The 22,702-nt window shown below is 53.6% G+C and carries 17 protein-coding genes; 7 read left to right on the forward strand and 10 right to left on the reverse strand.

All coding sequences use genetic code 11. From position 1 onward, the window contains the following. Positions 1–47: 47 nt before the first annotated feature. Both VFO10_RS10635 and VFO10_RS10640 read right to left on the reverse strand, forming a co-directional pair. Complete coding sequence (locus VFO10_RS10635) at positions 48–422, reverse strand: Hsp20/alpha crystallin family protein (protein ID WP_325139837.1); 375 nt, start codon at positions 420–422, stop codon at positions 48–50. A gap of 189 nt (positions 423–611) precedes the next feature. Further along, positions 612–833 (reverse strand): hypothetical protein, encoded by a 222-nt coding sequence (locus VFO10_RS10640; RefSeq protein ID WP_325139838.1) that lies wholly within the window; start codon positions 831–833, stop codon positions 612–614. Positions 834–1,018: 185 nt separating this feature from the next. On the opposite strand from VFO10_RS10640, the gene VFO10_RS10645 reads away from it, so the two are divergent. Both VFO10_RS10645 and VFO10_RS10650 read left to right on the forward strand, forming a co-directional pair. After that, positions 1,019–1,447, forward strand: coding sequence for a fasciclin domain-containing protein (locus tag VFO10_RS10645; protein ID WP_325139841.1), 429 nt, complete (start codon positions 1,019–1,021; stop codon positions 1,445–1,447). A 134-nt stretch (positions 1,448–1,581) separates the two neighbouring features. After that, complete coding sequence (locus VFO10_RS10650; RefSeq protein ID WP_325139843.1) at positions 1,582–2,439, forward strand: PA4780 family RIO1-like protein kinase; 858 nt, start codon at positions 1,582–1,584, stop codon at positions 2,437–2,439. Positions 2,440–2,569: 130 nt separating this feature from the next. On the opposite strand, the gene VFO10_RS10655 is transcribed toward VFO10_RS10650, so the two are convergent. Both VFO10_RS10655 and VFO10_RS10660 read right to left on the reverse strand, forming a co-directional pair. Beyond that, positions 2,570–3,310: a ThiF family adenylyltransferase gene (locus VFO10_RS10655; protein WP_325139844.1), complete on the reverse strand. Its 741-nt coding sequence runs from the start codon at positions 3,308–3,310 to the stop codon at positions 2,570–2,572. Next, complete coding sequence (locus VFO10_RS10660) at positions 3,307–4,185, reverse strand: hypothetical protein (RefSeq protein WP_325139846.1); 879 nt, start codon at positions 4,183–4,185, stop codon at positions 3,307–3,309. Before VFO10_RS10660 ends, VFO10_RS10655 begins: the two co-directional genes overlap by 4 nt. A 285-nt stretch (positions 4,186–4,470) precedes the next feature. Between VFO10_RS10660 and VFO10_RS10665 the strand changes: the two genes are divergently transcribed. Then, positions 4,471–5,790 carry a HAMP domain-containing sensor histidine kinase gene (locus tag VFO10_RS10665; protein WP_325139848.1) on the forward strand — a complete coding sequence of 440 codons (1,320 nt, stop codon included), beginning with the start codon at positions 4,471–4,473 and terminating at the stop codon, positions 5,788–5,790. A gap of 31 nt (positions 5,791–5,821) precedes the next feature. On the opposite strand, the gene VFO10_RS10670 is transcribed toward VFO10_RS10665, so the two are convergent. The 6 genes from VFO10_RS10670 to VFO10_RS10695 form a co-directional block, all read right to left on the reverse strand. Further along, a complete protein-coding gene (locus VFO10_RS10670; protein WP_325139851.1) occupies positions 5,822–7,096 on the reverse strand; it encodes a carbohydrate porin in 1,275 nt (424 codons plus the stop codon). A 104-nt stretch (positions 7,097–7,200) separates the two neighbouring features. After that, a complete protein-coding gene (locus VFO10_RS10675) occupies positions 7,201–8,298 on the reverse strand; it encodes a sn-glycerol-3-phosphate ABC transporter ATP-binding protein UgpC (RefSeq protein ID WP_325139852.1) in 1,098 nt (365 codons plus the stop codon). An 11-nt stretch (positions 8,299–8,309) separates the two neighbouring features. Further along, the gene (locus VFO10_RS10680; protein WP_349259359.1) at positions 8,310–9,104 is read right to left on the reverse strand and encodes a carbohydrate ABC transporter permease; all 795 of its coding nucleotides are present in this window, start codon (positions 9,102–9,104) and stop codon (positions 8,310–8,312) included. A gap of 82 nt (positions 9,105–9,186) precedes the next feature. Then, positions 9,187–10,164, reverse strand: coding sequence for a sugar ABC transporter permease (locus VFO10_RS10685; protein WP_349259360.1), 978 nt, complete (start codon positions 10,162–10,164; stop codon positions 9,187–9,189). 103 nt (positions 10,165–10,267) lie between these two features. Beyond that, a complete protein-coding gene (locus VFO10_RS10690) occupies positions 10,268–11,530 on the reverse strand; it encodes an extracellular solute-binding protein (protein WP_325139858.1) in 1,263 nt (420 codons plus the stop codon). Positions 11,531–12,125: 595 nt separating this feature from the next. Continuing rightward, positions 12,126–13,289 carry a glycoside hydrolase family 6 protein gene (locus VFO10_RS10695; RefSeq protein WP_325139860.1) on the reverse strand — a complete coding sequence of 388 codons (1,164 nt, stop codon included), beginning with the start codon at positions 13,287–13,289 and terminating at the stop codon, positions 12,126–12,128. 466 nt (positions 13,290–13,755) lie between these two features. On the opposite strand from VFO10_RS10695, the gene VFO10_RS10700 reads away from it, so the two are divergent. The 4 genes from VFO10_RS10700 (at position 13,756) to VFO10_RS10715 (ending at position 22,674) form a co-directional block, all read left to right on the forward strand. Continuing rightward, a complete protein-coding gene (locus VFO10_RS10700; protein ID WP_325139862.1) occupies positions 13,756–16,164 on the forward strand; it encodes a GH36-type glycosyl hydrolase domain-containing protein in 2,409 nt (802 codons plus the stop codon). 34 nt (positions 16,165–16,198) lie between these two features. Next, positions 16,199–18,652, forward strand: coding sequence for a GH36-type glycosyl hydrolase domain-containing protein (locus tag VFO10_RS10705; RefSeq protein ID WP_325139864.1), 2,454 nt, complete (start codon positions 16,199–16,201; stop codon positions 18,650–18,652). Positions 18,653–18,682: 30 nt separating this feature from the next. Then, a complete protein-coding gene (locus VFO10_RS10710; protein ID WP_325139866.1) occupies positions 18,683–19,753 on the forward strand; it encodes an aldose epimerase family protein in 1,071 nt (356 codons plus the stop codon). Between the two features lie 77 nt (positions 19,754–19,830). Then, positions 19,831–22,674 carry a 7TM diverse intracellular signaling domain-containing protein gene (locus tag VFO10_RS10715; protein WP_325139868.1) on the forward strand — a complete coding sequence of 948 codons (2,844 nt, stop codon included), beginning with the start codon at positions 19,831–19,833 and terminating at the stop codon, positions 22,672–22,674. The last annotated feature ends 28 nt before the right edge of the window (positions 22,675–22,702 follow it).

Here is a 22,702-nt window from a genome sequence, read left to right on the forward strand (position 1 = left end):
GGGGGGAGGCTCGGCCCTGCTTCGGGCCGAAACCATGCGGCTTTCCCTTAGAATGCAGTCGAGGCGCTGACCGTTTCCTTTTGAAAGCGGATCTTAAGCTCCATTTCCTTGATCTCGGCTTTAATGGAATCTTCGTCAATATCGCTCGGCAGATCGAAGGAGCTCAGAAAGCACGCCGGCTTCCAGCCTTTCGACGAACCAGGCGCGCGTTCATAAGCGCTCAGTGTCAGTTGATGATCTTCAACCCAAAGATCAAGACTGGTTTCATCCAGATGGCTGAAGTTGACCGTAATCACGAATGCTGCCGCCGTGTCTTCAACGGAGACTTCTCTTGAATGAGAAACCTTAGAAAAACCGGATTCATACGAAGCAAATCTGTTGAGATTCTGGCGAGAAAAATCATCTGTCCCATGGCGAAGCATAATCATTCCTCTGTTGCCTGCATTCCCGGCAACTCATTGATTGTGAAAAGTGCTGACACGATCCGCTCAACTGACTCCATAAATTTAGCACGGAGTCAGAAAAAACAAGAGAAAAAATTTGATGAGAAAAAACTTAAGATTTTCGCGGCGGGATGCAGGAAAAAAGATACAGTGCAGAGTTTTTGCTGTTCAGGTTTTCTTCCGGTTCCGAACTTGAGCGGCGATGATCTCGCGCAGCTCATCCGAGCGAATCGCAGTCACCCGATTGGAGGGACGTGCATCAATGCGATTGCCACAGAGTGGACACGCGAGAAGTTTATCGTCCACTTTATCGTGCGTAACGAAGCTGAGGCACTTGTAGCAAACGCGTTGGCGCTGGGCAATTTTTTCATCATAATAGCCGTTACCCATCCCATCTCTCCTGAGTGTACCCTTGCGATTATGACGCCAAAGTGAATTGGGGACAAGGTCTGGCTTTTTTCAGAAAAAACTGGATGAGCGCCGGCTGCGTGTTTTCTCGTATCAAAACACTCTTCGCTTTCGTGAGGCTATCGTATTATGCTGCCCTATCGTGAACAGAGCCGGAGACAGCAGCCATGAAAACCATTATCGAGACCATCGGCAGCATCGGGAATTTGAAAGTTCTGGCCCAATCTCTTGAGTCCGCAGGTCTGGTCGATGACCTGAACGAGGCCGGACCCTTTACCATCTTCGCACCCAGCGATGAGGCCTTTGCCAGCATGCCCCCGCACAGCATGGAAGCCTTGCTCAAAAACATTCCCTATCTGCAGCGCATCCTTTGGAATCATGTGGTCCGGGAGAAATATGATTCCAATCACTTCGTCAAACTCAAGGATACGAAGACCATGGCAGATTCCGGTCTGCATGTGGTATCCAAGCCCAAGGTCACGATCAACGGAGCCAAGGTCGTGAAACCGAATCTGATCTGCAGCAATGGAATCATCCATATCATCGACCATGTTCTGATGCTCAGTATGAAAGCCCCGGCCACGGGAACCTACTGATGGACCTGACCTGAATTGACATAGTCTTCCCCCAGGCTGCTCGGGAAGGTGCAGAGCCAACTGTCGCTCGAATGCATTTCATGCTATGACTCGTGTGTAGCCTTTTTTTGACCCCAAAAAAACATACGAGTCCTATGAAAATACCAAAGCGCCTCCAACCCCTCGTGAACGCTCAAATGATTGAGGACGTCCTCGGCCAGCTGCAGAGCGGCAAAGAAGCCGAGGTTTATATCGTTCAGGCCGAGGGGCGCCTCTGCTGTGCGAAAATCTATAAGGACGCGAAGAACCGTTCTTTCAAGCAGAAGACCCAGTACACCGAAGGTCGCAAAGTCCGCGGTTCCCGCCGCGCCCGCGCCATGGAAAGCGGCAGTCGCTATGGTCGTGAGGAGCGGGAAGCGGAATGGCAGAATACGGAAGTCGATGCGCTCTATCATCTGGCCGCCGCCGGCGTCCGGGTTCCGCAGCCGCTGGGCTACTATGAAGGCGTGCTGCTGCTCCAGATGATCACCGACGCGGAAGGTCAGCCCGCACCTCGCCTCAGCGATGTTGAGCTGACCCCGGAACTTGCGCGCCACTATCATTCTGTTTTAGTACGCGAGACCGTGAAGATGCTCTGTGCGGGTTTGATTCATGGTGACCTCTCGGAATTCAATGTGCTGGTTTCGCAGGACGGGCTCGTCATCATCGACCTTCCCCAGGCGATCCAGGCGACCGCAAACAACGCTTTTGGCCTTTTTGAACGCGATGTGGATCAGCTCGCAGCCTATTTCGGTCGCGTGGCACCCGAGATTCTTGACACCCGGTACGCGAAGGAAATCTGGAAGCACTTTGAAAACGGCCGTCTGAAACCGGATACTCCTCTGACGGGACAGTTTCAGGAAAGTGGCCGGAAGGCGAACGTAAAAGCCGTCCTCGACGAGATCGAAGATGCTCGTGAAGATGAAATGATGCGGCGGGGGCTACGGAAGAAGCCTGATTCGAATCGGGAATGATTTTAGCATGTCGAAGCGATAGCCGGGCTGATCGCCCGACTCGCTATTGACCCTAATTCCGATCACGTCAGATTGCCTATTCAGATCCGCTGCAGCCCTCAGCTTGCAGCGGTTTACTTTCCGATTTCCATCAGGACTCAAAAGGGTCCAGATGATAGAACTCCGGAAACTCCTGGATCGCCTTCCCCTTAATCTTCCGAAGAATGATCCCCATCATAAGAGTCGATGAGATCGCCGAGGAAACGGCGAGCTGGGGGTCATAGCTCTTCCTCTCACCTGCTTGATAGCGTGCAAAGGCCTCATGCAGATAGGGATGAGCGCACTTCCCGGCGATGTGCATGAGGATGCTGTTCTTGAGCGCGACATGATCCTGCCCAGGAAAATACGTTTCCCAGGTCGGACTATCAGGCAGGAAAACGCAGACGGAACTGCCAAAGCCCAAATTCATGGGAAAAAGCTCAAGCTTTCGATACTCACGGCACAGGCGGCCGGCGACGGGAAAGGCGGGCGAATCAAAGTCGATTGTATTGATCACCACATCGGCCTTGGGGATATAAGCCTTCATGGAGGCCTCATCCAGATAGCTGTCGATGACCTCAATCTGAACATCAGGATCTATAGCCCGCAGTCGAGCCGCACAGGCATGCGCTTTGGACTCTTCAATGTCGAGCTTCGTATAATTCTGACGGTTCAGGTTGCTCGCATCCACCGTGTCGCCATCGGCGAGAATGAACTTTCGAATTCCCGTGCGTAAAGCCAATTCCGCAAATACGGAGCCAATGCCGACACCCATGATGAAGACGGTAAGTTCAGCCAGGGACTGCTGTTCTGCCGGTTCAATAAAAAGCCAGTTTCTTGAATAGTTGATCATTTCATGCTCCCCTGGTTTTTTCCATAGGCGGCCGGGGCTATGCTGGCCGCGATGTTCTTAAAGCGCTCCACGAGCGAATTTTTGGAAAGTTTCAGCGCGTAGAGAAAACGCCAGAGCATCATTTTCTTGATGACCTTGCTGTCAATGATCCCGACCTGAAGCAGGTCCTCTTCCTTATGATAATCAAGCCAGCAGAAGCAGAAATTCAGATAAAGGAACGACGATGATTTGGACACCTGGCGAAAGTCGGTGTTAAAGCCCATGTTCCTGGATTCGGAGCGAAGCACAAAGCGCTTCTCATCGAACAGAATCGACTCGGGATTGGGGAAATACTTTTTCACGTAACGGTTCACCAGCGCGTTGGCAATCTCACGATAATGCTGGGGTGGCCGAATCAGGTTCGCCTGGGGGCCCGGCCAGCAGTCCGCGGTCATCATCGTAAAGTTTTCAATGATGGATGGAGTGCTTGATATATTCGTGCTGTAATACGCCCCAAGCCTTTCGTAGGCAAGCTTCGCCGTGCCTGTCCCGGCCAGGGCTAAAAGGTTGGAGCCTTTGTTGTGGTTGATCATGACGAGGCCCGCGTGCACGATCCAGCGAGTCCCCAGCTGCAAAATAGGGCTCAGGAGGAAGCCGCTGTCGACCCCATCCACCTTGATGATGCAGACGATCATGCTGCTATAGCGTTCCCGAAGTTCGACCATTTCGGGTGCTTGATCCAGGAGCTTATGCTCAAGGGGACTTTTCGCCTGATCGTTGATACCCAGGATCGCTTTGTGCAAATCACCTAGCTCGGCATCGTTCAGGTGTTTTCCCGGGTTGAAATAGTGATAAAAATGATCCTTTGAAAATTTTGAAATGACGACATGGGTCATGGGAAAGCTCCTCGTCTTCGGTTTTGGGTTCACCACTAGGTAACCGTGACGTCTGAGCTTGGGTGCCAAGATGCGTTGCGTATCGACTTTCGTTTATGAAAAATCTAAAAAAATTGAAAACGATCGCGAATACCGTGGTTTAAACGAAAGGTTTAAATTCCGGAAAAAGGAAGGGCTATTTTCCGAGAGGTTTACTTTTCGCGGGTTTCTGCCGATATTCCCTAAGCAAGCGTGCACGTTTACTGTGCGCGTACGGTTAGAGGACGTCATGTTGGATTTCGAGTCATGAAAGTCATAGACTTCTGGCATCCCCTGCCAGCGAGCGAACAGGCGCGCCTCCAACAAAGAAGGCTCATCGTAGCTTTCAGTTACTTCAATATCCTGATCAGCGCTGTCTATATCTTCGCGAACATGAAGTTGGGCATTGATGTCCTCTGGGTTAACCCCATGCAGATATTTGGGAGCATCGTAACTCTCGTCACGCTTCGATTTTCGCGAAATCACAGGCCTGCGGCCCATCTTTTTTTGGGACTGGCGGCCCTGAATCTGGTGACTCTGGTCACGCTTTTTCATGGCTTTCCTTACACGATCCTGATGTGGGTGCCTGTTTACGCGCTGGTGGCTGTCTATGTGCTGGGATCTCTTCAAGGAGGTGCCTGGACCGCGCTTACGCTGGTGCTCTTGGCCATGGCCGTTCGCTATGGGCAAGGCTGGGTGGGTCGGGCGATTCCGGTCAATCCAGGCGACTACCAGGCGATCACCATAATCTCGATGATTCTGACGGGAACGGCATCTCTTGCGGCATCCCTGCTGTTCGCCCGATCCATTCAAAAACTTTCCGATTCGGTCGAGCAGCAGAACATCGAGTTGAAAAATCAGAATGCCACCATCGCTCAATACGCTCAGGATAAATCACTCCTGGTTTCCATCGTCTGTCACGATATCGTGAACCCTTTAACCCTGGCCGTGTTTTACAGCGAAAAAATCGCCGAGGATCCAGTCCATGCTGAGACGTATATTCCGAAGGTCGTGAAAGGACTCAAAGCCATCGAGGCCATAACCGTCAGCGTTCGGGATTTTGAAGCCATCGACAGCGGTAAGAAAGCGGTCAAGATTCAGCCCGTCAACCTCAAAGACATCTTCGAACAGGCAAAGGTGACCTTCGCTGAAAGACTGGCCGAGAAGAACCTTACTTTGGAATTTTCGGTTCCTGATCGCATCAATACCTGGGTCCAGGCGGAAGAAACCTCGCTTGGCAACAGCATCGTCAATAACCTGATTTCGAATGCGATCAAATTCTCGCAGGAGAACCAGAAGATTGTCTGCTCCGTCGATGAGGAAGAAGAATTCGTGGTTCTGAGAGTCCGTGACTACGGAATAGGCATGACCGAGGACGCCATCCCTCACATCTTTGACAAAAGAAGCCCCACGACTGGAGTGGGTACACGCGGGGAGCGAGGAACCGGCTTTGGACTTCCCATCACCAAGGCGCTCATGGACCGCTTTGGGGGACGCATTGAATGCCTGTCCCGTGACCAGAAGCACTTTCCTTCCGATCATGGGACGACATTCGTCTTAAAATTCCGCAAGGCTCAGGCAGCCTGATCCTTCCTGGAGCATCAGGCCTCAGACGTGATCACCACCAAACTTCGGTTTGGATGCCACCACTCCAGCCCTTGCTTTTGTTCGCATAGGTCGATCCACCGACCAGACCTTTGAAGTCATCCGACCAGGACGCCTGGGTTGCGAACAGGCGAATGGTGGGGCGTGACCAGTAAAGGTTTTCCGGGGTGATCTGATAAGCGAGCGTGCTTTTCGTCACCGATCCCGAGCGATCTGTGATCTCGTTCTTCACCTGATCAAGGCCGACTTCCAGAGCGAGACTCGTGGATTTCGTCAGGTAATAGACGGGACGCACACCGGCGCTGTTCCACTGAATCTTGTCACCTTTCACACCGTCCTTGCCCGTCTCTTCCTGATGAGTCAGAAGCATAAGTTCGAAGGCGTACTCGTCGACATTGATCTGGTAGTTGTCAGCAACTTCCCAAACCTTGGCTTTGCTCAGGTCATAACCTGAACCCGAGTCTTCGCGGATGGGCCGCGCGTTGGTGGGCGCCTGAGCGATACCCAGACCCTGACGATAGATCGCCATCAGAACGTTGCTGCTCCTGCCGATATTCATATTCAACCAGGCTGCGCCTGCAGTGCCGTCTTCGCTCTTGTAACCCAGCGCCGTATCTTCGGGACGCGCGGTGTAAGAAAGGAAAGTATTCAGCTTCATGCCTTCACTGAGCACGATGTCGCGATAGCGAGCTTCGAGCATGCGGGAATGAAGGGTTCCCGAGGTTCCAGGCGTGACCGTGGAGTTGACGTTGGGATCTTCGTAACCTTGGACGGCCAAATCAAATCTTCCGGGGCCCAGCGGCAAATCTTCGATACCCGCACCAATATGAGCACCCTGCGCTGTGTTCAGCCAGAAGTAATCGTTCATATTGAACTGCTGTCTTTGATAATAGCGGCGGCCGGCCCAGATATCGAAATCCCCGAGATAACGGGACATCTTCACATAGGCCTGAACGATGCCCGCACCATTCAGATCCGAGCTGTTCCCGATCGCGGCATAGCCATTCAGCATGAAGACGGCCTGCAGATAGCTGCCTGCCGGTGCTCCAGCGGGTTGCGCGAGGCGGTGGTCAATGCCCGCTTCAAACACGGTGTCGTTCTCGTTGCCAAGACGATACTTGGCGGCAGAACCGGGTGCCTGGAACGCTGGCATCGGAGCGCCAGCTTCAGCGCCACCCAGTGTGCTGCGGAAATAGCCGATGAAGGTCGATGATGATTTGCTGTCCTGCGCTGCAGCCGCACTCGCGGTAAGCAGACAGAAACAAGCGGTCATAAGTTTGGTTTGCATGAACTCCTCCTGAACGTTACTAAAGTATAAAATTGGCAAAGCCCGGCCAAACGGGTCACTTAAGAAAGCGATCCCGTGTGCAACTGTTTGAAAAGGGCAGCAGCCTAATTGAGGCTTGCCAAGGACTGCCCGCTTTGTTTGTCAAAAAGATGAAGCGTATCCAAATCAAAGGAGCACTGAACGGTCCGCCCCAATTCAGGCCGCTGCGTGAGCGGCACATGGAAATTGAAAGCGTTGTCTCCAGCTTTGGCTTTGATCATCACTTCGGAACCGTGAATCTCGGTCGCGACGACCTGCGATTGCAAAAGAGCCCTTTGGCCCGGCCCGCTGTCACCCAGGCCGATATCACTCGGTCTGAGTCCTGCCGTCACCGGAACCCCAGGTTTCAGTCTGGGCTTCAGGCGCGTGGGCACCGGAACCCGAATGGATCCGGCTTCGACAAAGCAGGTGCCATCACGTTCCGCGACGATGGCATCGAAGAAATTCATAGCAGGGCTGCCGATGAAGCCCGCGACGAAGGTATTGGCAGGATGAAGGAAGACGTCCGTCGGCGTACCGATCTGCTCCACGATCCCGTCCCGCATGATCACAATGCGATCGGCCAGGGTCATGGCCTCGATCTGATCGTGCGTGACATAAATCGTGGTGGTCTTCAGCTTCTGATGGATGCTCTTGAGTTCGTCCCGCATCTGCGCCCGCAGTTTGGTGTCAAGGTTGGAAAGCGGTTCATCGAAGAGGAAGAGCTGGGGATTGCGCACCATCGCGCGGCCCATGGCCACCCTTTGCCTTTGTCCACCGGAGAGCTGCGAAGGCTTGCGATTCAAAAGCTCAGTCAGCTCCAGCATGCCGGCCGCAGTCCGGACTTTGGTGTCGATTTCGGACTTGCTCATGCCGGCGATACGCAGGGCAAAGGAGATGTTTTCGTAAACGGACATGTGGGGATAGAGCGCATAGGATTGAAAGACCATAGCCAGGTTTCTGTCCTTGGCTTCCACATGGTTCACGAGGCGATTGCCGATATAAACCGAGCCGCTCGTGATGTCTTCAAGTCCTGCGATCATGCGCAGCGTCGTGGATTTGCCGCAACCGCTGGGGCCGAGGAACACGATGAACTCACCATCGGCGATATCAAGGTTCAAATCTTTCACGATATGGGTCTTCCCATACCATTTGTTGACGGATTCAAGTTTAACGCGAGCCATGGTGTGCCCCCTTAAGTTTTCACAGCGCCGCTGGTCAGGCCGGCGATGATTCTCTTTGATGCAAACATATAGAACACGAGCAGCGGCAGAATCGCGATGGTGGTTCCCAGCATCACGGCTCCCCAGGGCGCGTTCGGATTGTTCTGGATACTGCGCAGGGCCAAAGTCACAACGTACTTCTCCTGACTGTTCAAGGCGATCAAAGGCGTCAGGAAATTGTTCCAGAAGAATACGAACTGCACGATGCCGAGCGTCGCGAGCGAAGGCTTGAGAAGAGGCAGCACAACGCTCCAATAGGTCCGGAACTCACCGGCACCATCAAGTTTCGCGGCTTCCAGAAGCTCCTTCGGAATCGACGACACCACATACTGCCGCACGAGGAAGATCCCGAACGGCGTCGCGGTGAACGGCAGCCACACCGAAGTCAAAGTATCCAAAAGCCCCAGCATCTTCACGATCAGATAGAAAGGAATGAGGCCCACCACGGGCGGTATCATCATGGTCGCCAGCATGAACGAGAAAAGAGCGTTTTTTCCCTTGAATTCATACACACCGAAGGCATAGCCGCCGAGGCTGCAGAACAGAAGGGAGACGCTGGTTCCCATGATGGCGATGAAAAAGCTGTTGGCCATGGCTCGCCAGAAGGGGAGCATTTCCATCAGCTTGTCGTAATTCGCTCCCAGATGGTCGCCGATATAAAGGGGAATGCCCCCGCCGAAGATCGTGCTGCGATCATGGGTCGCGAGAATCGCCGACCACACGAAGGGAAACACGGTCATGATCGCGGCGATGATAGAAAAGATCATCAGGATGACGAGCAGCGTTTTTTGTATGGCGACCTTCACGCGATCGAGGCGTTCGGCCCTTTCGAGTTCCGCGCGTTCAAGTTCAGTGATCATTGCGCAACCCCTTTTTCCCGAAGAAAATAAATTGGAGTGCCGTCAGAACACTGATCAGAAGGAACAGGAGCCAGGCCAAGGCCGAGGCCGTTCCCATCTCGTACCACTCCCAACCGATCCGCATCAGATAAGCGGTGATCGTCAGGCCGGACTGCGAAGGTCCACCGAGTCCCCGGGTCAGGACGTAGGGTTCTTCGAAGAGCTGAAGCTGTCCAATCAGAGTGAGCGTCACAGCAAAGAAGATGAATGGTCGTAAAAGAGGCAGTGATATGTGCCAGAATCGTTTGAATGCTCCGGCGCCATCAATGCGTGCGGCTTCATAAAGATCTTTGGGGATGGTCATGAGGCCGGTGGAATAAAGGACGATATTGAAGCCGGTGAACTTCCAAAAGACGACGAAGGAAATCGACGGCTGAATCAGAGCCACGTCCTCAAGCCAGCGAATGGGCATCGCGTCATGGACCCAGGTGAAAGCCCAGCCGGCCCACTTCGAATCCGCGAGGAGCAGAAGGGTCTGATTGATGATGCCGGACTGCGGGGCGTACATTTGGAAGAAGATCAGGGAAACAGCGATACCCGAGGTGATGTAGGGAAGAAAGTAGGCCGAAGTCAGCACGTGCCGGATTCGTCCACCGAAAGATACCAGGACGCAGGCGGCGGGAATCGCGATAAGATGCTGGGAAAGCCCAGCGTAGAGGCCCATGAAAACCGTGTTTTTCAGAGCGGTCCACATCCACGGGTCGGTCAGGGCCGTCTTGAAATTCTCAAACCCTACGTACTCCATCGCCTCGAGACCTTCGACCGGATTCCACGAATGAAAGGAGAGGTAGATGGAAAAGAGCAAGGGAAAGAGCCCGAAAACCAGGAACAGAAGGAGATAGGGCGCAAGGAAAAGGTAAGGAGCCGCCTTGCGCGACAGCCGAAAGAAGCCCCGCTTCGGTGTTGGTTCGTCCTTGCTCAGTTCCATTGAGGAAGCGACCGTAAGAGTATCAATGCTTTTACCCGCCTGCATAATTGAAACCCATCCGAAAAGTGTTTCGGGACGGGCCGCACCCGTCCCGTTTCATCCTTCAGCGCAACGACTTGGTACGTCGCGCCAAAAGCTGATCGGCCTGTGCGATCGTCTGATTGACATCTTTGCCCTGACGGATCACTTCCTCAAGGGCATTCTGATAGATCGTCACAGCAATCAAATCACCTTTCGCGGGTTTGGTCGCGCGAATTTTTTTCGCAATGTCAGCGAACAGAAGGCGGGCTTTCTGGCCTTTCAGATACTCCACAGGTTCCTGGAAGGCTTTATCGTTGTAAGTCTTCACATTCGCCGGGAAGGCCGCGATGCCGGTCAGGCCGCGCAGCTGGGTATCGGGCTGAACCAGATACTGAATCACGCGCCAGGCTTCCGCTGGGTTTTTGCTCTGTTTGGGAATGGCGACGAAGGAACCGCCCCAGCTGCCATAGATGCCGTTCGGCAGATTGCTGGCGCCCCAGAGACCAACGGACTTGGGAGCGATCCAGTTTTTCAAGTGCCCGAGGAGCCAGGCGCCCGACAGCTGCGTGGCCACCTTGCCTTCGCGCAGGGCTTCGTACCATTCGTTGGTCCACGATGTGATGCCCAGATCAAGTCCGGCGTCACGCACTCGCTTGGCCAGCGTGAAGGCTTTCACGAAGCGCTCGCTCTTCAGGAGGCTTTTGCCATCCTTGTCGAAGTAGATGCCTTCGCCTTCGGGGATCGTGGCGTTCACGATGAGTTCGGCGATATCCGCAGCGTTGGCGATCAGAGCGATGCCTTTCTTCTTCTTCAGTTCGATTCCGAAGTTAATGTAGCTATCCCAGTCTTTCGTGACGTCTTCGATCTTGTAACCCATGCCTTCGACAAGGTCGCGGCGGTAGAAAAGCACGCCCGGTCCCAGGTCGATGGGAATCGCGTACTGATTGCCATCCGTTCCCTTGCCCTGAGCCCAGGAGTAAGGTGCGAACTGATCGGCGATCTTGTCCGCATTGTACGGCGCAGCGCTGAGATTCACAAAGCCGCCCGCGTTCACGAACGCTCCCAGACGGCTGACGTCGACGAGGGTCACGTCACCCGCGCCGGATCCCGTGGCGAGGTTGTTCGTCAGTTTCTTGTGATGATCTTCGTGATTGTTGATGAGAAAGGTGACTTCAAGATCAGCATTGGATTTCATGAAGTCGGGCAAAACCGATTTGAAATGCGTGTCGTAATCAGGAAAGCCATCGATGCGAACTGATTTTTTTGGCGCAGAGTAGGCTCCATCCACCAAAAGAAGGCTTAAACTAAGACCTAACAAAGTCTGTAAACAGCGGCCCACCTTCATAAATACCCCCCAGACGGTCAGAGATGAATTCCAGGTTTGGGCATGAAACAACCTGGATGCTTTATAGTAGCTGTGTAGAGGGCCTGAGAGAATATTGCAACTTTGTTCGTAAACTCGAAAGCTCATCAGAAGCTCTTACGATAGCCGAACGGGAGTCGCCTGAAAATCTCGAATTTTTCGCAACTTAGGTCCTATCTGAGGAAGAGGAAAAAAAGGCCTTTGTTAAGGAACTTAATAAAGTCATTGATATCCAAGGGCTCCATGACTTAGAAAAGAGTCGCATCTGCAAAAAATATAAAGTCGAAACACGAAACCTAGGCCCAAACAGCGTTTCACTGTGTTTTCTTGGCAGGCACTCTGCGTCCGAGAACTGTGGATTTTGTCATTTACTAGAGCTGCGCGGCTTTTCGGAAGGATTGCGGCAAGGCAGAAAAAAGCGGCAAACGTAGATCATGCATGGTCTGGCATGCGCATGGCTGGGCCCGCAGAAGGCATGTATTTTAGCCGGTTTTGGTGATGCCGATCCGTAGCAAAAATCGACCGCTCCTGCCGGCTCAAATCCTCCCCCGGACTTTATCCGAGGGGAGGACAGTTCTTATTTCAGCAGTTGAAGCGCGTGGTCGTGGAACCACTCGCCGGCCAGCGGCGCATTCGGCATGCTGTCGACGGAAGCGCAGGATGGATCGCGCGGCTGCGTGCTCGATTCCAACAAGGCGCTGCCATCGGATTCTCCCGGCGGTTTGATCCAGACAAAAGCATCAATGCCTTCGGCTGGATTCACGGTCGGTGCCGTGCCGAGTCGGGCGTTCTGGATGTTGCACCAGTTACCCCAAACTGTGCGTGACCTCGGGTTCCCGTTACGACCTGTGTCGATGATAAAGTGTCGATTGTAGATGCCTTCTGCTTCAAAATCGCGGCGCAAAAGGCTCACATAAGTGAGTTCGTCCATGGCCGGGTTCCAGTTGAAATAGGGACCGCTCTGGTTCTGAATGGATTTGTCCGGCTCCACCAAGGGACTGTAGTTGGACACATTGGTGGCAAAGCCGCGAATCAGATGCGTTCCGCCCGCCTCGGTCAGCACATCTTTGAAAATCTTCGCCATGCTGCGGCGATTGTTGTCCCAGCCGAGCCAGCCCGAGTGACCAACATCAAGATAGGTCGTGACGTTGCTCAAGGCCAGTTTTTTAAGAGCATAAATCACGCCCTCGCGATAGGCCTGGAATACGCGATCATTGCAACGACGCACACCGTTATTCGTGACGAGATTCGGCAGGGAATCCGGCTCCAGCACGACGGAAATCCGAAGGTCGGGATAGCTTTGGAAGATCGCGACGAGTGGATCTATGAACTCATGTTTATATTTTTCAAGGCCGTTTTGATCGAGCAGCAATTCACCCGCCGATGCTGAAGCAGCGCAGTCGCGTTCAGGCAGATTGTAGACGACGAAGGTGGAAACCACGGATTTTCCAGTCTCCTGCTGCTGCTTGCGGGCATCGTCGAGCATCGCCTGAGCAATGGGCACAAGAGCCCTGGTCACGATCCATACGCCCGTTCCCCCTTGCTCCATCATCTTATTGAACTGATCGGCATGCTCTGGATTTTTTTCGCGCGCCTCTTTCAGGAGCCCGACATAATACGGGTTAACGAAAAAACTCGCGCCTTCATAGGGATTGCTGCTGACCTGGGATCCTGCGCTCGCAAGGCCCCCAGTCGTCGCGCAAAGTGCCGCCACTAAACTCGTACAAAGAAGATTTTTCATGATGTTAACTCACTTGATTCTGCCCGTGTTCATGAAATGCGGATGGATCTGTCGCTTGTGGAGAAGGGAAAGCTTCAGGACATCGACCCGCGTCCGATACTCAATAACTACCGAAAGTTCGTAGGAAACGCGAACAATTTTAATTGCGTCATTGTTCAACAAATTTGGATTGATTCGAAGAAAACTCTTCACGAATTTCAAGAAAGCGCGTGGCTTTACTACAAGCTCCCCAGGTTCATTCTTCCTTGGCAGCGTAGTCGAACTCGATAAAGTCCGACCTTTGCCCCCTCGCGGCTGTCCTGACAGCCTCCATAAATCCCAGCATTCACAGGATTTTTTTATTCCCGTGAGAGCACTTGACCTGGCGTGTGGCGGCTGGTAGAACCACATTGTTAAATGCGTTAACAAAGTTAGCGATGGGGTAGGATAGGATCTTAAGCGCTAACCTCGCGTAAAGGATGAATCCATGCGATATGGCTATTTCAATGATGAGCATCGCGAGTATCGGATTACAACCCCCTTCACCCCAATCAAATGGTGCAACTACGTCGGGACTTTGGCCTTTGGTGGGATCGTGGATCAAACCGGAGGCGCTTTGATCTGCAAAGGCGACCCTGCCCTTAATCGTATTAGTAAGTATATATCGCAGATGCCCGCCTCCGACTTCAAAGGGACGACCCTTTATATAAGATGGCAAAAGCCTGACGGCACATATGAAATCTATTCGCCCTTCTTCACACCGACTCTGAAGGACCTGGATCGCTATGAATGCCAGGTCGGCCTTTCCTATTCGCGCTTTGTGAGCGAGTATCAGGGCATACGAACGGAAATCACCGTCTTCGTTCCCCGCGATGGTGAGGTCTTCCTTCAGGATATCGTGGTCGAAAACCTGGGTGCCGCGCGCTCCATTGATGTGATCCCCGTCGTCGAATTCACGCATTTCGATGCCCTGAAGCAATTGACCAACGCGGACTGGGTTCCGCAAACCATGACCCTTAAAGCACATCGTCAGGGTGATCTTTGCGTTCTGGAACAGTATGCATTCATGAAGCGGGACACGGCGGTGAACTATTTCACAGCCAATCGTCCCGTCACATCCTTTGATGGCGATAGGAAAGCATTCCTTGGTCGTCACGAATACGGTTCGTGGCAGAAGCCGCTCAGCCTGGAAGCGCCTGAATTGAATAACAGTGAACCTCTTCGCGGTGACAATATCGGGGCTCTGATGCTGCACCTGGGCGAGCTGAAGACTGGAGACCGGCAGCGCGTCATCGTCCAACTGGGCCAGGCCGCGTCTTTGAACGAAGCCGCACCCAGCATTGAAAAGTATCGTGATGAAGCGGCCGTGGACCGGGCTTTTGCTGAGCTTGGCGAATTCTGGCAGAGCTATCTGAGCCTGCTGCAGGTCGCAACACCGAGCGACTCCTTCAACACCATGGTGAACATCCACAATCCCCGCCAGTGCCATACCACCAAAAACTGGTCGCGCTATCTTTCGCTCTATCAGCTGGGTTACGGCGCCCGCGGTATCGGCTTCCGTGATTCCTCGCAGGATCTTCTTGGGGTGATGAGCCATATGCCCGAGGAAGCGCTGGAATTGGCGCTGAAACTCTTGTCCATGCAAAAGCGCAACGGCTCCGCGATGCATCAGTTCAATCCTTTGACCATGGAAGGCAGTCAGGGCGATTCCCTGGAAGAGCCCGATCGGCCTAAATACTATGGCGATGATCATCTTTGGATCGTCTATACGATGGCCGCCTATATCAAGGAAACGGGCGATCTCAGCGTCCTTGATCGTAAGGTTCCTTTTTATGACAAGGACCCGCAGGGCAGGCCTTTGGAAGAAGGCAGCGTATGGGAACACCTTGTGCGCGCGATCGAATTCACCTGGTCGGATCGCGGACGCCATGGTCTGCCGCTTTTGGGCTTCGCCGACTGGAATGATACGGTGAATCTGCCCAAGGGTGCTGAGTCCCTCATGGTCGCCAATCAGTTCGGCAAGGCCATCCTGGAACTGATTCCGATCTGCGATGCTTATGACAAGGCGGACTTTAAAGCCAAAATCATGGGCTATTATGAAAGCATGCGCTCCATTGTGAACGACACGGCCTGGGATGGCGCCTGGTATGTGCGCTGGTTCGATCACGAAGGTCGCAAGATCGGAACGGCCGCGAATCAGGCGGGCAAGATCTGGGTCAACGGTCAATCGTGGCCTGTGATCTCTGGCTTTGCCAGCGAAGAGAAACGCGATACGGCCCTGGATTCCGTCTATTCCCTTTTGAATACGAAATACGGCATCAAGCTGTCGGCGCCTGGTTATAACGGATTTGATCCCGTCATTGGCGGCGTGACCACCTATCCGCCCGGAGCCAAGGAAAACGGCGGCATCTTCCTGCACGCCAACCCTTGGATGATGATAGCCGAGACCATGCGTGGGAATGGGGATAGGGCCTTTGAATACTATAACCAAATCAATCCGGCCCAGAAGAACGATATCCTCGATATTTTCGAATCCGAGCCTTACTGCTATCCGCAGAATATCCTCGGCAATGAACATCCCCAGTTTGGGATGGGCCGCAATGCCTGGCTTTCCGGGACAGCCTCGTGGACCTATATCGCCGCCACGCAGCATATCCTTGGCATTCGACCGGAGCTTGATGGTCTGACCATCGACCCCTGTTTGCCCAAGGCCTGGGACCGGGTCACGGTCGAGCGGCGCTTCCGTGGATCCGTGTTCAGCATCACGATTCTGAATCCTGATCAGAAGATGAAGGGGGTCACGAGCCTTCTCGTCGATGGCAAAAAAATCGAGGGTAACAGAATCCCTCTGCTGCCCGCGGGGCATTATCGCGTGGAAGCTTATATCGGTCGTTAGACTCCATTCTTTTCGGAAAAGGCATCATCTTACTATGAACAAGGCTCATGGCAACCCATACGGACACTTTGATGATCAGGCCCGCGAGTATGTGATCACGCGGCCCGACACGCCTCTGCCCTGGCTGAACTATCTCGGCTCCGAGGAATTCTTTGGACTCTGCACCAACACAGCCGGTGGTTACAGCTTTTGGAAGGATGCGAAGCTGCGGCGCGTGACGCGCTACCGCTATAACAATGTGCCGATGGACCTGGGCGGCCGTTATCTTTACATCAAGGACGGGACGAGCATTTGGAATCCGGGTTGGAAGCCTGTGAAGACAGAGCTGGATGCCTATGAGTGCCGTCATGGTATGGGCTATACCACAATCAAAGCCGAAAAGAATGGGATTGAAGTCGAGCTGCTCATGTTTGTTCCCCCCGGAGAAACCTGTGAAATCTGGCAGGTGAACGTTCGGAACAAAACGCAGGACAGCCGCAATATTTCGATCTTTTCCTTCGTCGAATTCTGTCTTTTTGAAGCTCTGAACGATATGACGAACTATCAGCGAACCTACAGCATAGGCGAGGTGGAGGTCGAAGGTTCGGCGATTTATCATAAGACGGAATACCGCGAACGCCGCAGCCACTATGCGCTTTTTGCCGTCAACCGCGCGATAGATGGTTTCGACACCAGTCGGGATGCCTTCGTCGGCGTGCATAACGGTCTTCATGAGCCGGATTCTGTGCTGAAAGGCCAGGCGAAGGGCAGCATCGCGCATGGCTGGAATCCGGTGGGTTCCCATCAGATCAACCTGAATCTGAAAGCCCAGGAAGTAAGCAGTTTTGCCTATATCCTCGCTTATGTCGACCAGGGCGATCTGCCCAAGTTTGACGAAAAGGGTCGTCTGAACAAGACCAAGGGCCAGGCTCTGCTGCAAAGGTTTGCCAAAACCGAAGATATCATGCGCAGCTTCGCCCAGCTCAAGAACAACTGGGAAAGCACTCTGAATCGCTTTCAGGTCGACTGCCCCAACGCCCATGCGCAGCGCATGGTCAACACCTGGAATCAGTATCAGTGCATGGCGACCTTCAACCTATCCCGTTCCGCCAGTGGTTACGAGACGGGCATCGGCCGCGGCATGGGCTATCGTGATAGCAACCAGGATATCCTGGGCTTTGTGCACATGATTCCGGATCGCGCCCGGCAGCGTATTCTGGAGATTGCCTCGACTCAGTTGAGCGACGGCACCTGCTACCACCAGTATCAGCCTTTGACCAAAAAGGGCAACGCCGAGATCGGTGGCGACTTCTATGACGACCATCTGTGGCTGATCCTCAGCACCGCCGCTTATATCAAGGAAACCGGCGATGCAAGCATACTCGATGAGGCCGTAGGTTACGCGGATAAACCGGGTTCCCAGGAAAGCCTGCTTCATCATTTGGAGACCAGCATTCAGTACACGCTGAAGAATCGAGGCCCGCATCGTCTGCCTTTGATTGGTCACGCCGACTGGAATGACTGTTTGAATCTGAACTGCTTCAGCAAGGAACCGAACGAATCCTTCCAAACGGCAGGTGATGTGCACGGGTCCGTTGCCGAGTCGGTGATGATTGCCGGACTCTTCCTTTACGTCTGCCGCGAGATGCAGGACCTTTATCAGTGGCTCGGCAAAGGTGCGGACGCTGAGCGGATGCGCGGTCATTATCTGGATATGAAAGAGGTCGTGGAAACGGCCGCATGGGATGGCGAATGGTTTATCCGGGCCTTTGACGCCCAAAGCCGGCCGGTGGGTTCGCACGTCAATGACGAGGGCAAGATCTTCATTGAGAGCCAGGCCTGGTGTGTTCTGGGTGGAGCCGGTCAGGAGGATGGCAAAGCGCGCAAGGCTTTGGAAAGCGTTCATGAAAAACTTTACACGCAGAACGGCATCGTCCTGCAGCAGCCGGCTTATAGCCGTTACTATTTGGAACTCGGGGAAGTCAGCAGCTATCCGCCCGGTTACAAGGAAAATGCCGGTATCTTCTGTCATAACAATACCTGGATACACCTCGCCTGGTGTCAGCAGGGTGAAGGCAATCGCGCCTTTGAATATTACCTGAGCATCTGCCCCTCGGCGAAAGAGGATCAGATTGATACCTACCGCGCCGAGCCTTATGTTTATTCGCAGATGATTGCCGGTCGTGATGCCCCGACACCGGGTGAAGCGAAAAATTCCTGGCTCACGGGAACCGCGGCCTGGACCTTTGTCACTATTTCGCAGGGAATTCTGGGCATCAAGCCCGACTATGAAGGTCTTCATGTGAACCCTTGTATTCCTGAGGATTGGCAAGGCTTCACCGCGCAAAGGCACTTCCGTGGTGCGGACTATAACATCGTTGTGAAGAATCCTTCCGCTGTGTGCCAGGGCGTGGCCGAGCTTTGGGTCGATGGCGTCAAGCAGAAGGGCAGGCATATTCCTTTGGCCAAGGCCGGCAGCAAAGTGGAAGTTGAAGTGATCTTGGGCTGAAGCGATCGGCTTCGGATAAAGGATAAAGTCATGCATGCAGTTCCATCCTACTGGCAGAGTCTTTTTCAGACTGAAGCATCACCGGGTTTTGCCCGGCGGCAACTTCGAAGCGATGCCGGAATGATGGAAATCTTCCGCCTGCAGGCCGGAGACTTTACGGCCGTGATCGGCAGTTATGGGGCCCGCCTTCTCTCTTTTGCCCATCGGCCGGGTCCCGACATTGTGGTGTCCCCGCAGAGTCTGGATGCCGTTCTTTCCGATCAGGCTTATATGGGAGCGACCGTCGGACGGGTATGCAATCGCATTCGAAGCGGTGAGTTGCCGCGTCCCGGAACAGAAGCCCTGTTTTTAAGCCGTAACGAAGGCCCTAACCACCTTCATGGTGGGCTGGAGGGTTTCGATAAAAAATACTGGCGTCTTTTGGAGCAGCAGCATGATGCCACGAGTTCGCGACTGACCCTGGCCTATCTCTCGCAGGATGGTGAGGAAGGTTATCCGGGGGCTGTCGCCGTCAAGGCTGTGTTTGAGCTGAATACCCAGGGTCAGCTGCGCATCGACTATGAGAGCAACAGCCTGACTCATAGAACGCCCATCAACCTGACCCAGCATGCCTATTGGAATTTGGGCGGTTTTCAGGCGGAAGCCATCGGCACGACCCACAGTATGGTGAGCCCCTGCGATCGTATTCTGGAAACGGATGCTGCAGCTTTGCCGACCGGGCGTATTATATCTTTGGATGGGCATCCCTTTGATTTTCGACTGCGGAAGCCGTTGATTCCTGCGGATAGCTCGTATCAGGGACTCAATCACTTCTTCCTTCAGCCGGATCATCTGCAGGATGGAACGCTGCGGACAGTGGCCGAGATCATCCACGAAAGTTCAAAGCGCCGCCTCGTCGTCAGCACCAATCAACCCGGCCTTCAAATCTACACCGGAGACTATCTGCAAAAACCCATGCGTCCCTTCCAGGGCTTTTGTCTGGAAGCCTCGGGTTATGTGGATGCGCCTCATCACGAACACTTTCCCAGCATTTGGGTGGACGCCGGCAGCCGCTTGCAGCAGACCACGGTGTATCAATTCACGCCTTCGCACGGAATCTGAGCAGCTGAACCCCAGCGCGCCTCTATGATATAATTTTCGAAAAGCGTAACCACTTTCCTCGTCAGGCGGTAAGTTCCATGCGTGACTTCGTAAAGTTATACCTTTTTCTGAACGTTATAGTGTTTTTCTCTTGGGGAACAGCGCAGGCTTCTGATGCAGGCTTTCAGGCCGTGCAGGGCACGCTTGATCTTTCATCCTGGAATCCGGCTGTACAGAAGAGCCTTCCCTTGGATGGAGAGTGGGGGTTTCGCTGGATGGAGCTCGAGGATCAGCTTGAACTTGAATCCAGACGCAGCTTTTTGGAGCCGGCCGGGCGTTTCATAAAGACCGGAAGCTCTTGGAAGCAGGCTGTGGGTGAGGACAGCAAGGGGCTCGGTTATGCCACTCATATCCTTAAAATCAAGGGTCTCCGTGCACAGCCCAATGAGCTGGCTCTTAACTTCAGTCAGTTCATATCCTGCTATCGTCTTTATCTTTATGACAGCCTGAGTCAGGAGCTGGTGCTCTTTGCGGAATCGGGGCGGGTCGGTAAAACGATCCCGGAGCAGATCTATCAGTATAAGCGTTTGCTCAAACCCTTACCCGCACTCCAGGGACAGGACATCTATCTGATCATGCAGGTGGCCAGTTTACAGGTCGAGGGAGGATTCCCGCTCGCGCCTGAAATCGGACTCCATACCGATTTTCAGAACAAGGCGGAGCATACGGCCTGGGAGAGTTTTTACATCCTCGGCATGTTTTCGTTCCTGGTCATCAGTAATCTTTTTCTCTTTCTTCTGCGTCGCGAGGATAAGCCCAGCCTTGTCATGGCTCTGTTCGCGCTCTTGATGGTGATACGCTATATGTCGACGGAAGGGATCATCGCCCGTTTCTTTCCCGAACCGGTCGCCTGGAATTTTTATATCTCCTATTACATCATCGGTCTGGCCCTCCAGCTTGGTTTTACCCTTTATATGCAGTTCTTTGCTTATACCTTCCCCAGGATCCTGCCCCGCTATGTCTTGCCAGTGGCCTGGGGGACCTGCATAACACAAGCCTTATGGACTCAAGTCAGTCGCTATGTTCCGGGCTGGCCGTCCTTGTACCTTCAGTTTCTCCTGGTCGTCTTCGCCATGGGCATGATCATGCTGGCGAAGCTGGTGCTCCTCGCCTGGCGTCGGCAGCGTGGGGCCGCACTCTCGCTCTTGGGGATCAGTTTCATCGTCCTGGCCATGGCGAATGATGTCTTCGTTTGGATGAAGCTCTATGAGTTCATTTATATCGGACACTATGGAATGCTGGCCTTTATCTTCTGTCAATCTCTGGTGGTCGCGAGCAACTTCGCCCATGCCTTTCGCACGGCCGAGCGGCTCAGTCAGGACCTTCAGATCGAGGTGGAACGTCAGACCCGTGATGTGAAGACGATACTGGCCAATATTCATCAGGGGATCCTGACTGTAAGACCAGGCCTGACCGTGGGTGATGACTATTCCCAGTATCTTTGTGAGATCCTGCAGGACAGGAATATCGAAAACAGAAACGTGCTGGATCTTCTATTCCATTCCTCCAATTTGAATCAGGAGCAGAAGGATATGGTGCGCACCATCCTGGAAGGTGCGATCGGAGAGGCGGCTCTGAACTTTGAAATCAACGAGGAAAACCTGGTTCGCGACACCCTCATTCAGGATGGTCATGGCCGGCAGAAGAACGTTCTGATCGACTGGGATCCCGTTGTGAATGAGAAGACCGATGAAGTGGAAAAGGTCCTGGTCACCCTGCGCGATGTCACGGAACTGAGGGCGATGGAAGCCAAAACCAGGCAGCAGCAGCGCGATATGGAATTGATCGCGGAGATCATCGAAGTGGCGGCAGATCGCTTCCAGAACTTCCTGGCCAGCAGCCGACGGTTCCTTGAGGAAAACGGTCGCCTGCTTCAGGCGGCCATCCAGCCCAGCAGTGAAGTCCTTAAGATCATTTTCATCAACCTGCACACCATGAAGGGAGCTGCGCGGACCTATCGTTTCACGTCGATGACGGCGATTATCCACGATGCGGAGCATTTCATCTCTTTGGTGCAAAAGCAGCAGATGCCGTGGGATGCGGAACATGCCTGGCAGGACCATGAGCGGGTGCTGGCGATTTTCCAGGAATATGAGCGGGTCAATCGCGACCGACTGAAGCGGGTGGATGCCAAGGATACTGTGCGTTTGGATTTGGATACCGTGCGGGAAAACATTCGGGCCCTGGAAGCCATCGGTGAGATTCGCCTGGATGATCGCCTGACGCCTTTTGTGGATCAGGTACGGAAGACCTTCTTTCAGCTCTATTATCAGGATGTGGACCATCTTTTCGCGGAGCTGGTCAAGATCCTTCCCCAGCTCGGTCGCGACCTGCAGAAACCTGATCCCGAGGTCATCCTGCGGAGTGTTCCGGCTGGTTTAACGAAGGAAGCGGCCGATGTCCTGCATGATGTGTTCATCCATATTTTCCGGAACATCATGGATCACGGCATTGAAAGTCCTGATGAACGTCAGAAAAAAGGCAAGGCCGCGCAGGGTCAGATCAATATCGACCTGAGCGTCAATCGGCAAGGGGAGCTGCAGATCAGCATAGAAGACGATGGGCAGGGAATCAGGCTCGATCGCGTGAAGGATATTGCGGCGCAAAGGAATCTGCTCGATCCGAAGCGGGACTATGGGTTCCGTGAAATCGCCGAGCTGATATTCGTTCCGGGCTTTTCCACTGCAAAAGGAGTCACGGAAGTATCGGGCCGGGGTGTGGGGATGAGTGCTGTTGTGGAATATGTTAAAAATCTGGGCGGGCGGGTTGAATTGAGGCTGACCGAGGAGCTGTCTGAGCTTGGACCCTGTCCCTTCCGTCTTGAACTGTTCCTGCCGCATGCCTGCTTTACGCTTTATCAGGCGGCACGGCGGGTTGCATAAGGGCAGCCCCGAAGCAGGCTTCGAGGCT

Source organism: Oligoflexus sp., assembly GCF_035712445.1.
GTDB lineage: Bacteria > Bdellovibrionota_B > Oligoflexia > Oligoflexales > Oligoflexaceae > Oligoflexus.

What these genes read in the sequence shown, in the direction of transcription:
- VFO10_RS10675 (WP_325139852.1), bottom strand. Translation starts at nt 8,298, where the DNA reads ATGGCTCGCGTTAAACTTGAATCCGTCAACAAATGGTATGGGAAGACC.
- VFO10_RS10690 (WP_325139858.1), bottom strand. Translation starts at nt 11,530, where the DNA reads ATGAAGGTGGGCCGCTGTTTACAGACTTTGTTAGGTCTTAGTTTAAGC.
- VFO10_RS10660 (WP_325139846.1), bottom strand. Translation starts at nt 4,185, where the DNA reads ATGACCCATGTCGTCATTTCAAAATTTTCAAAGGATCATTTTTATCAC.
- VFO10_RS10665 (WP_325139848.1), top strand. Translation starts at nt 4,471, where the DNA reads ATGAAAGTCATAGACTTCTGGCATCCCCTGCCAGCGAGCGAACAGGCG.
- VFO10_RS10710 (WP_325139866.1), top strand. Translation starts at nt 18,683, where the DNA reads ATGCATGCAGTTCCATCCTACTGGCAGAGTCTTTTTCAGACTGAAGCA.
- VFO10_RS10635 (WP_325139837.1), bottom strand. Translation starts at nt 422, where the DNA reads ATGCTTCGCCATGGGACAGATGATTTTTCTCGCCAGAATCTCAACAGA.
- VFO10_RS10695 (WP_325139860.1), bottom strand. Translation starts at nt 13,289, where the DNA reads ATGAAAAATCTTCTTTGTACGAGTTTAGTGGCGGCACTTTGCGCGACG.
- VFO10_RS10670 (WP_325139851.1), bottom strand. Translation starts at nt 7,096, where the DNA reads ATGCAAACCAAACTTATGACCGCTTGTTTCTGTCTGCTTACCGCGAGT.
- VFO10_RS10640 (WP_325139838.1), bottom strand. Translation starts at nt 833, where the DNA reads ATGGGTAACGGCTATTATGATGAAAAAATTGCCCAGCGCCAACGCGTT.
- VFO10_RS10655 (WP_325139844.1), bottom strand. Translation starts at nt 3,310, where the DNA reads ATGATCAACTATTCAAGAAACTGGCTTTTTATTGAACCGGCAGAACAG.
- VFO10_RS10680 (WP_349259359.1), bottom strand. Translation starts at nt 9,104, where the DNA reads ATGATCTTTTCTATCATCGCCGCGATCATGACCGTGTTTCCCTTCGTG.
- VFO10_RS10700 (WP_325139862.1), top strand. Translation starts at nt 13,756, where the DNA reads ATGCGATATGGCTATTTCAATGATGAGCATCGCGAGTATCGGATTACA.
- VFO10_RS10645 (WP_325139841.1), top strand. Translation starts at nt 1,019, where the DNA reads ATGAAAACCATTATCGAGACCATCGGCAGCATCGGGAATTTGAAAGTT.
- VFO10_RS10685 (WP_349259360.1), bottom strand. Translation starts at nt 10,164, where the DNA reads ATGGAACTGAGCAAGGACGAACCAACACCGAAGCGGGGCTTCTTTCGG.
- VFO10_RS10705 (WP_325139864.1), top strand. Translation starts at nt 16,199, where the DNA reads ATGAACAAGGCTCATGGCAACCCATACGGACACTTTGATGATCAGGCC.
- VFO10_RS10650 (WP_325139843.1), top strand. Translation starts at nt 1,582, where the DNA reads ATGAAAATACCAAAGCGCCTCCAACCCCTCGTGAACGCTCAAATGATT.
- VFO10_RS10715 (WP_325139868.1), top strand. Translation starts at nt 19,831, where the DNA reads ATGCGTGACTTCGTAAAGTTATACCTTTTTCTGAACGTTATAGTGTTT.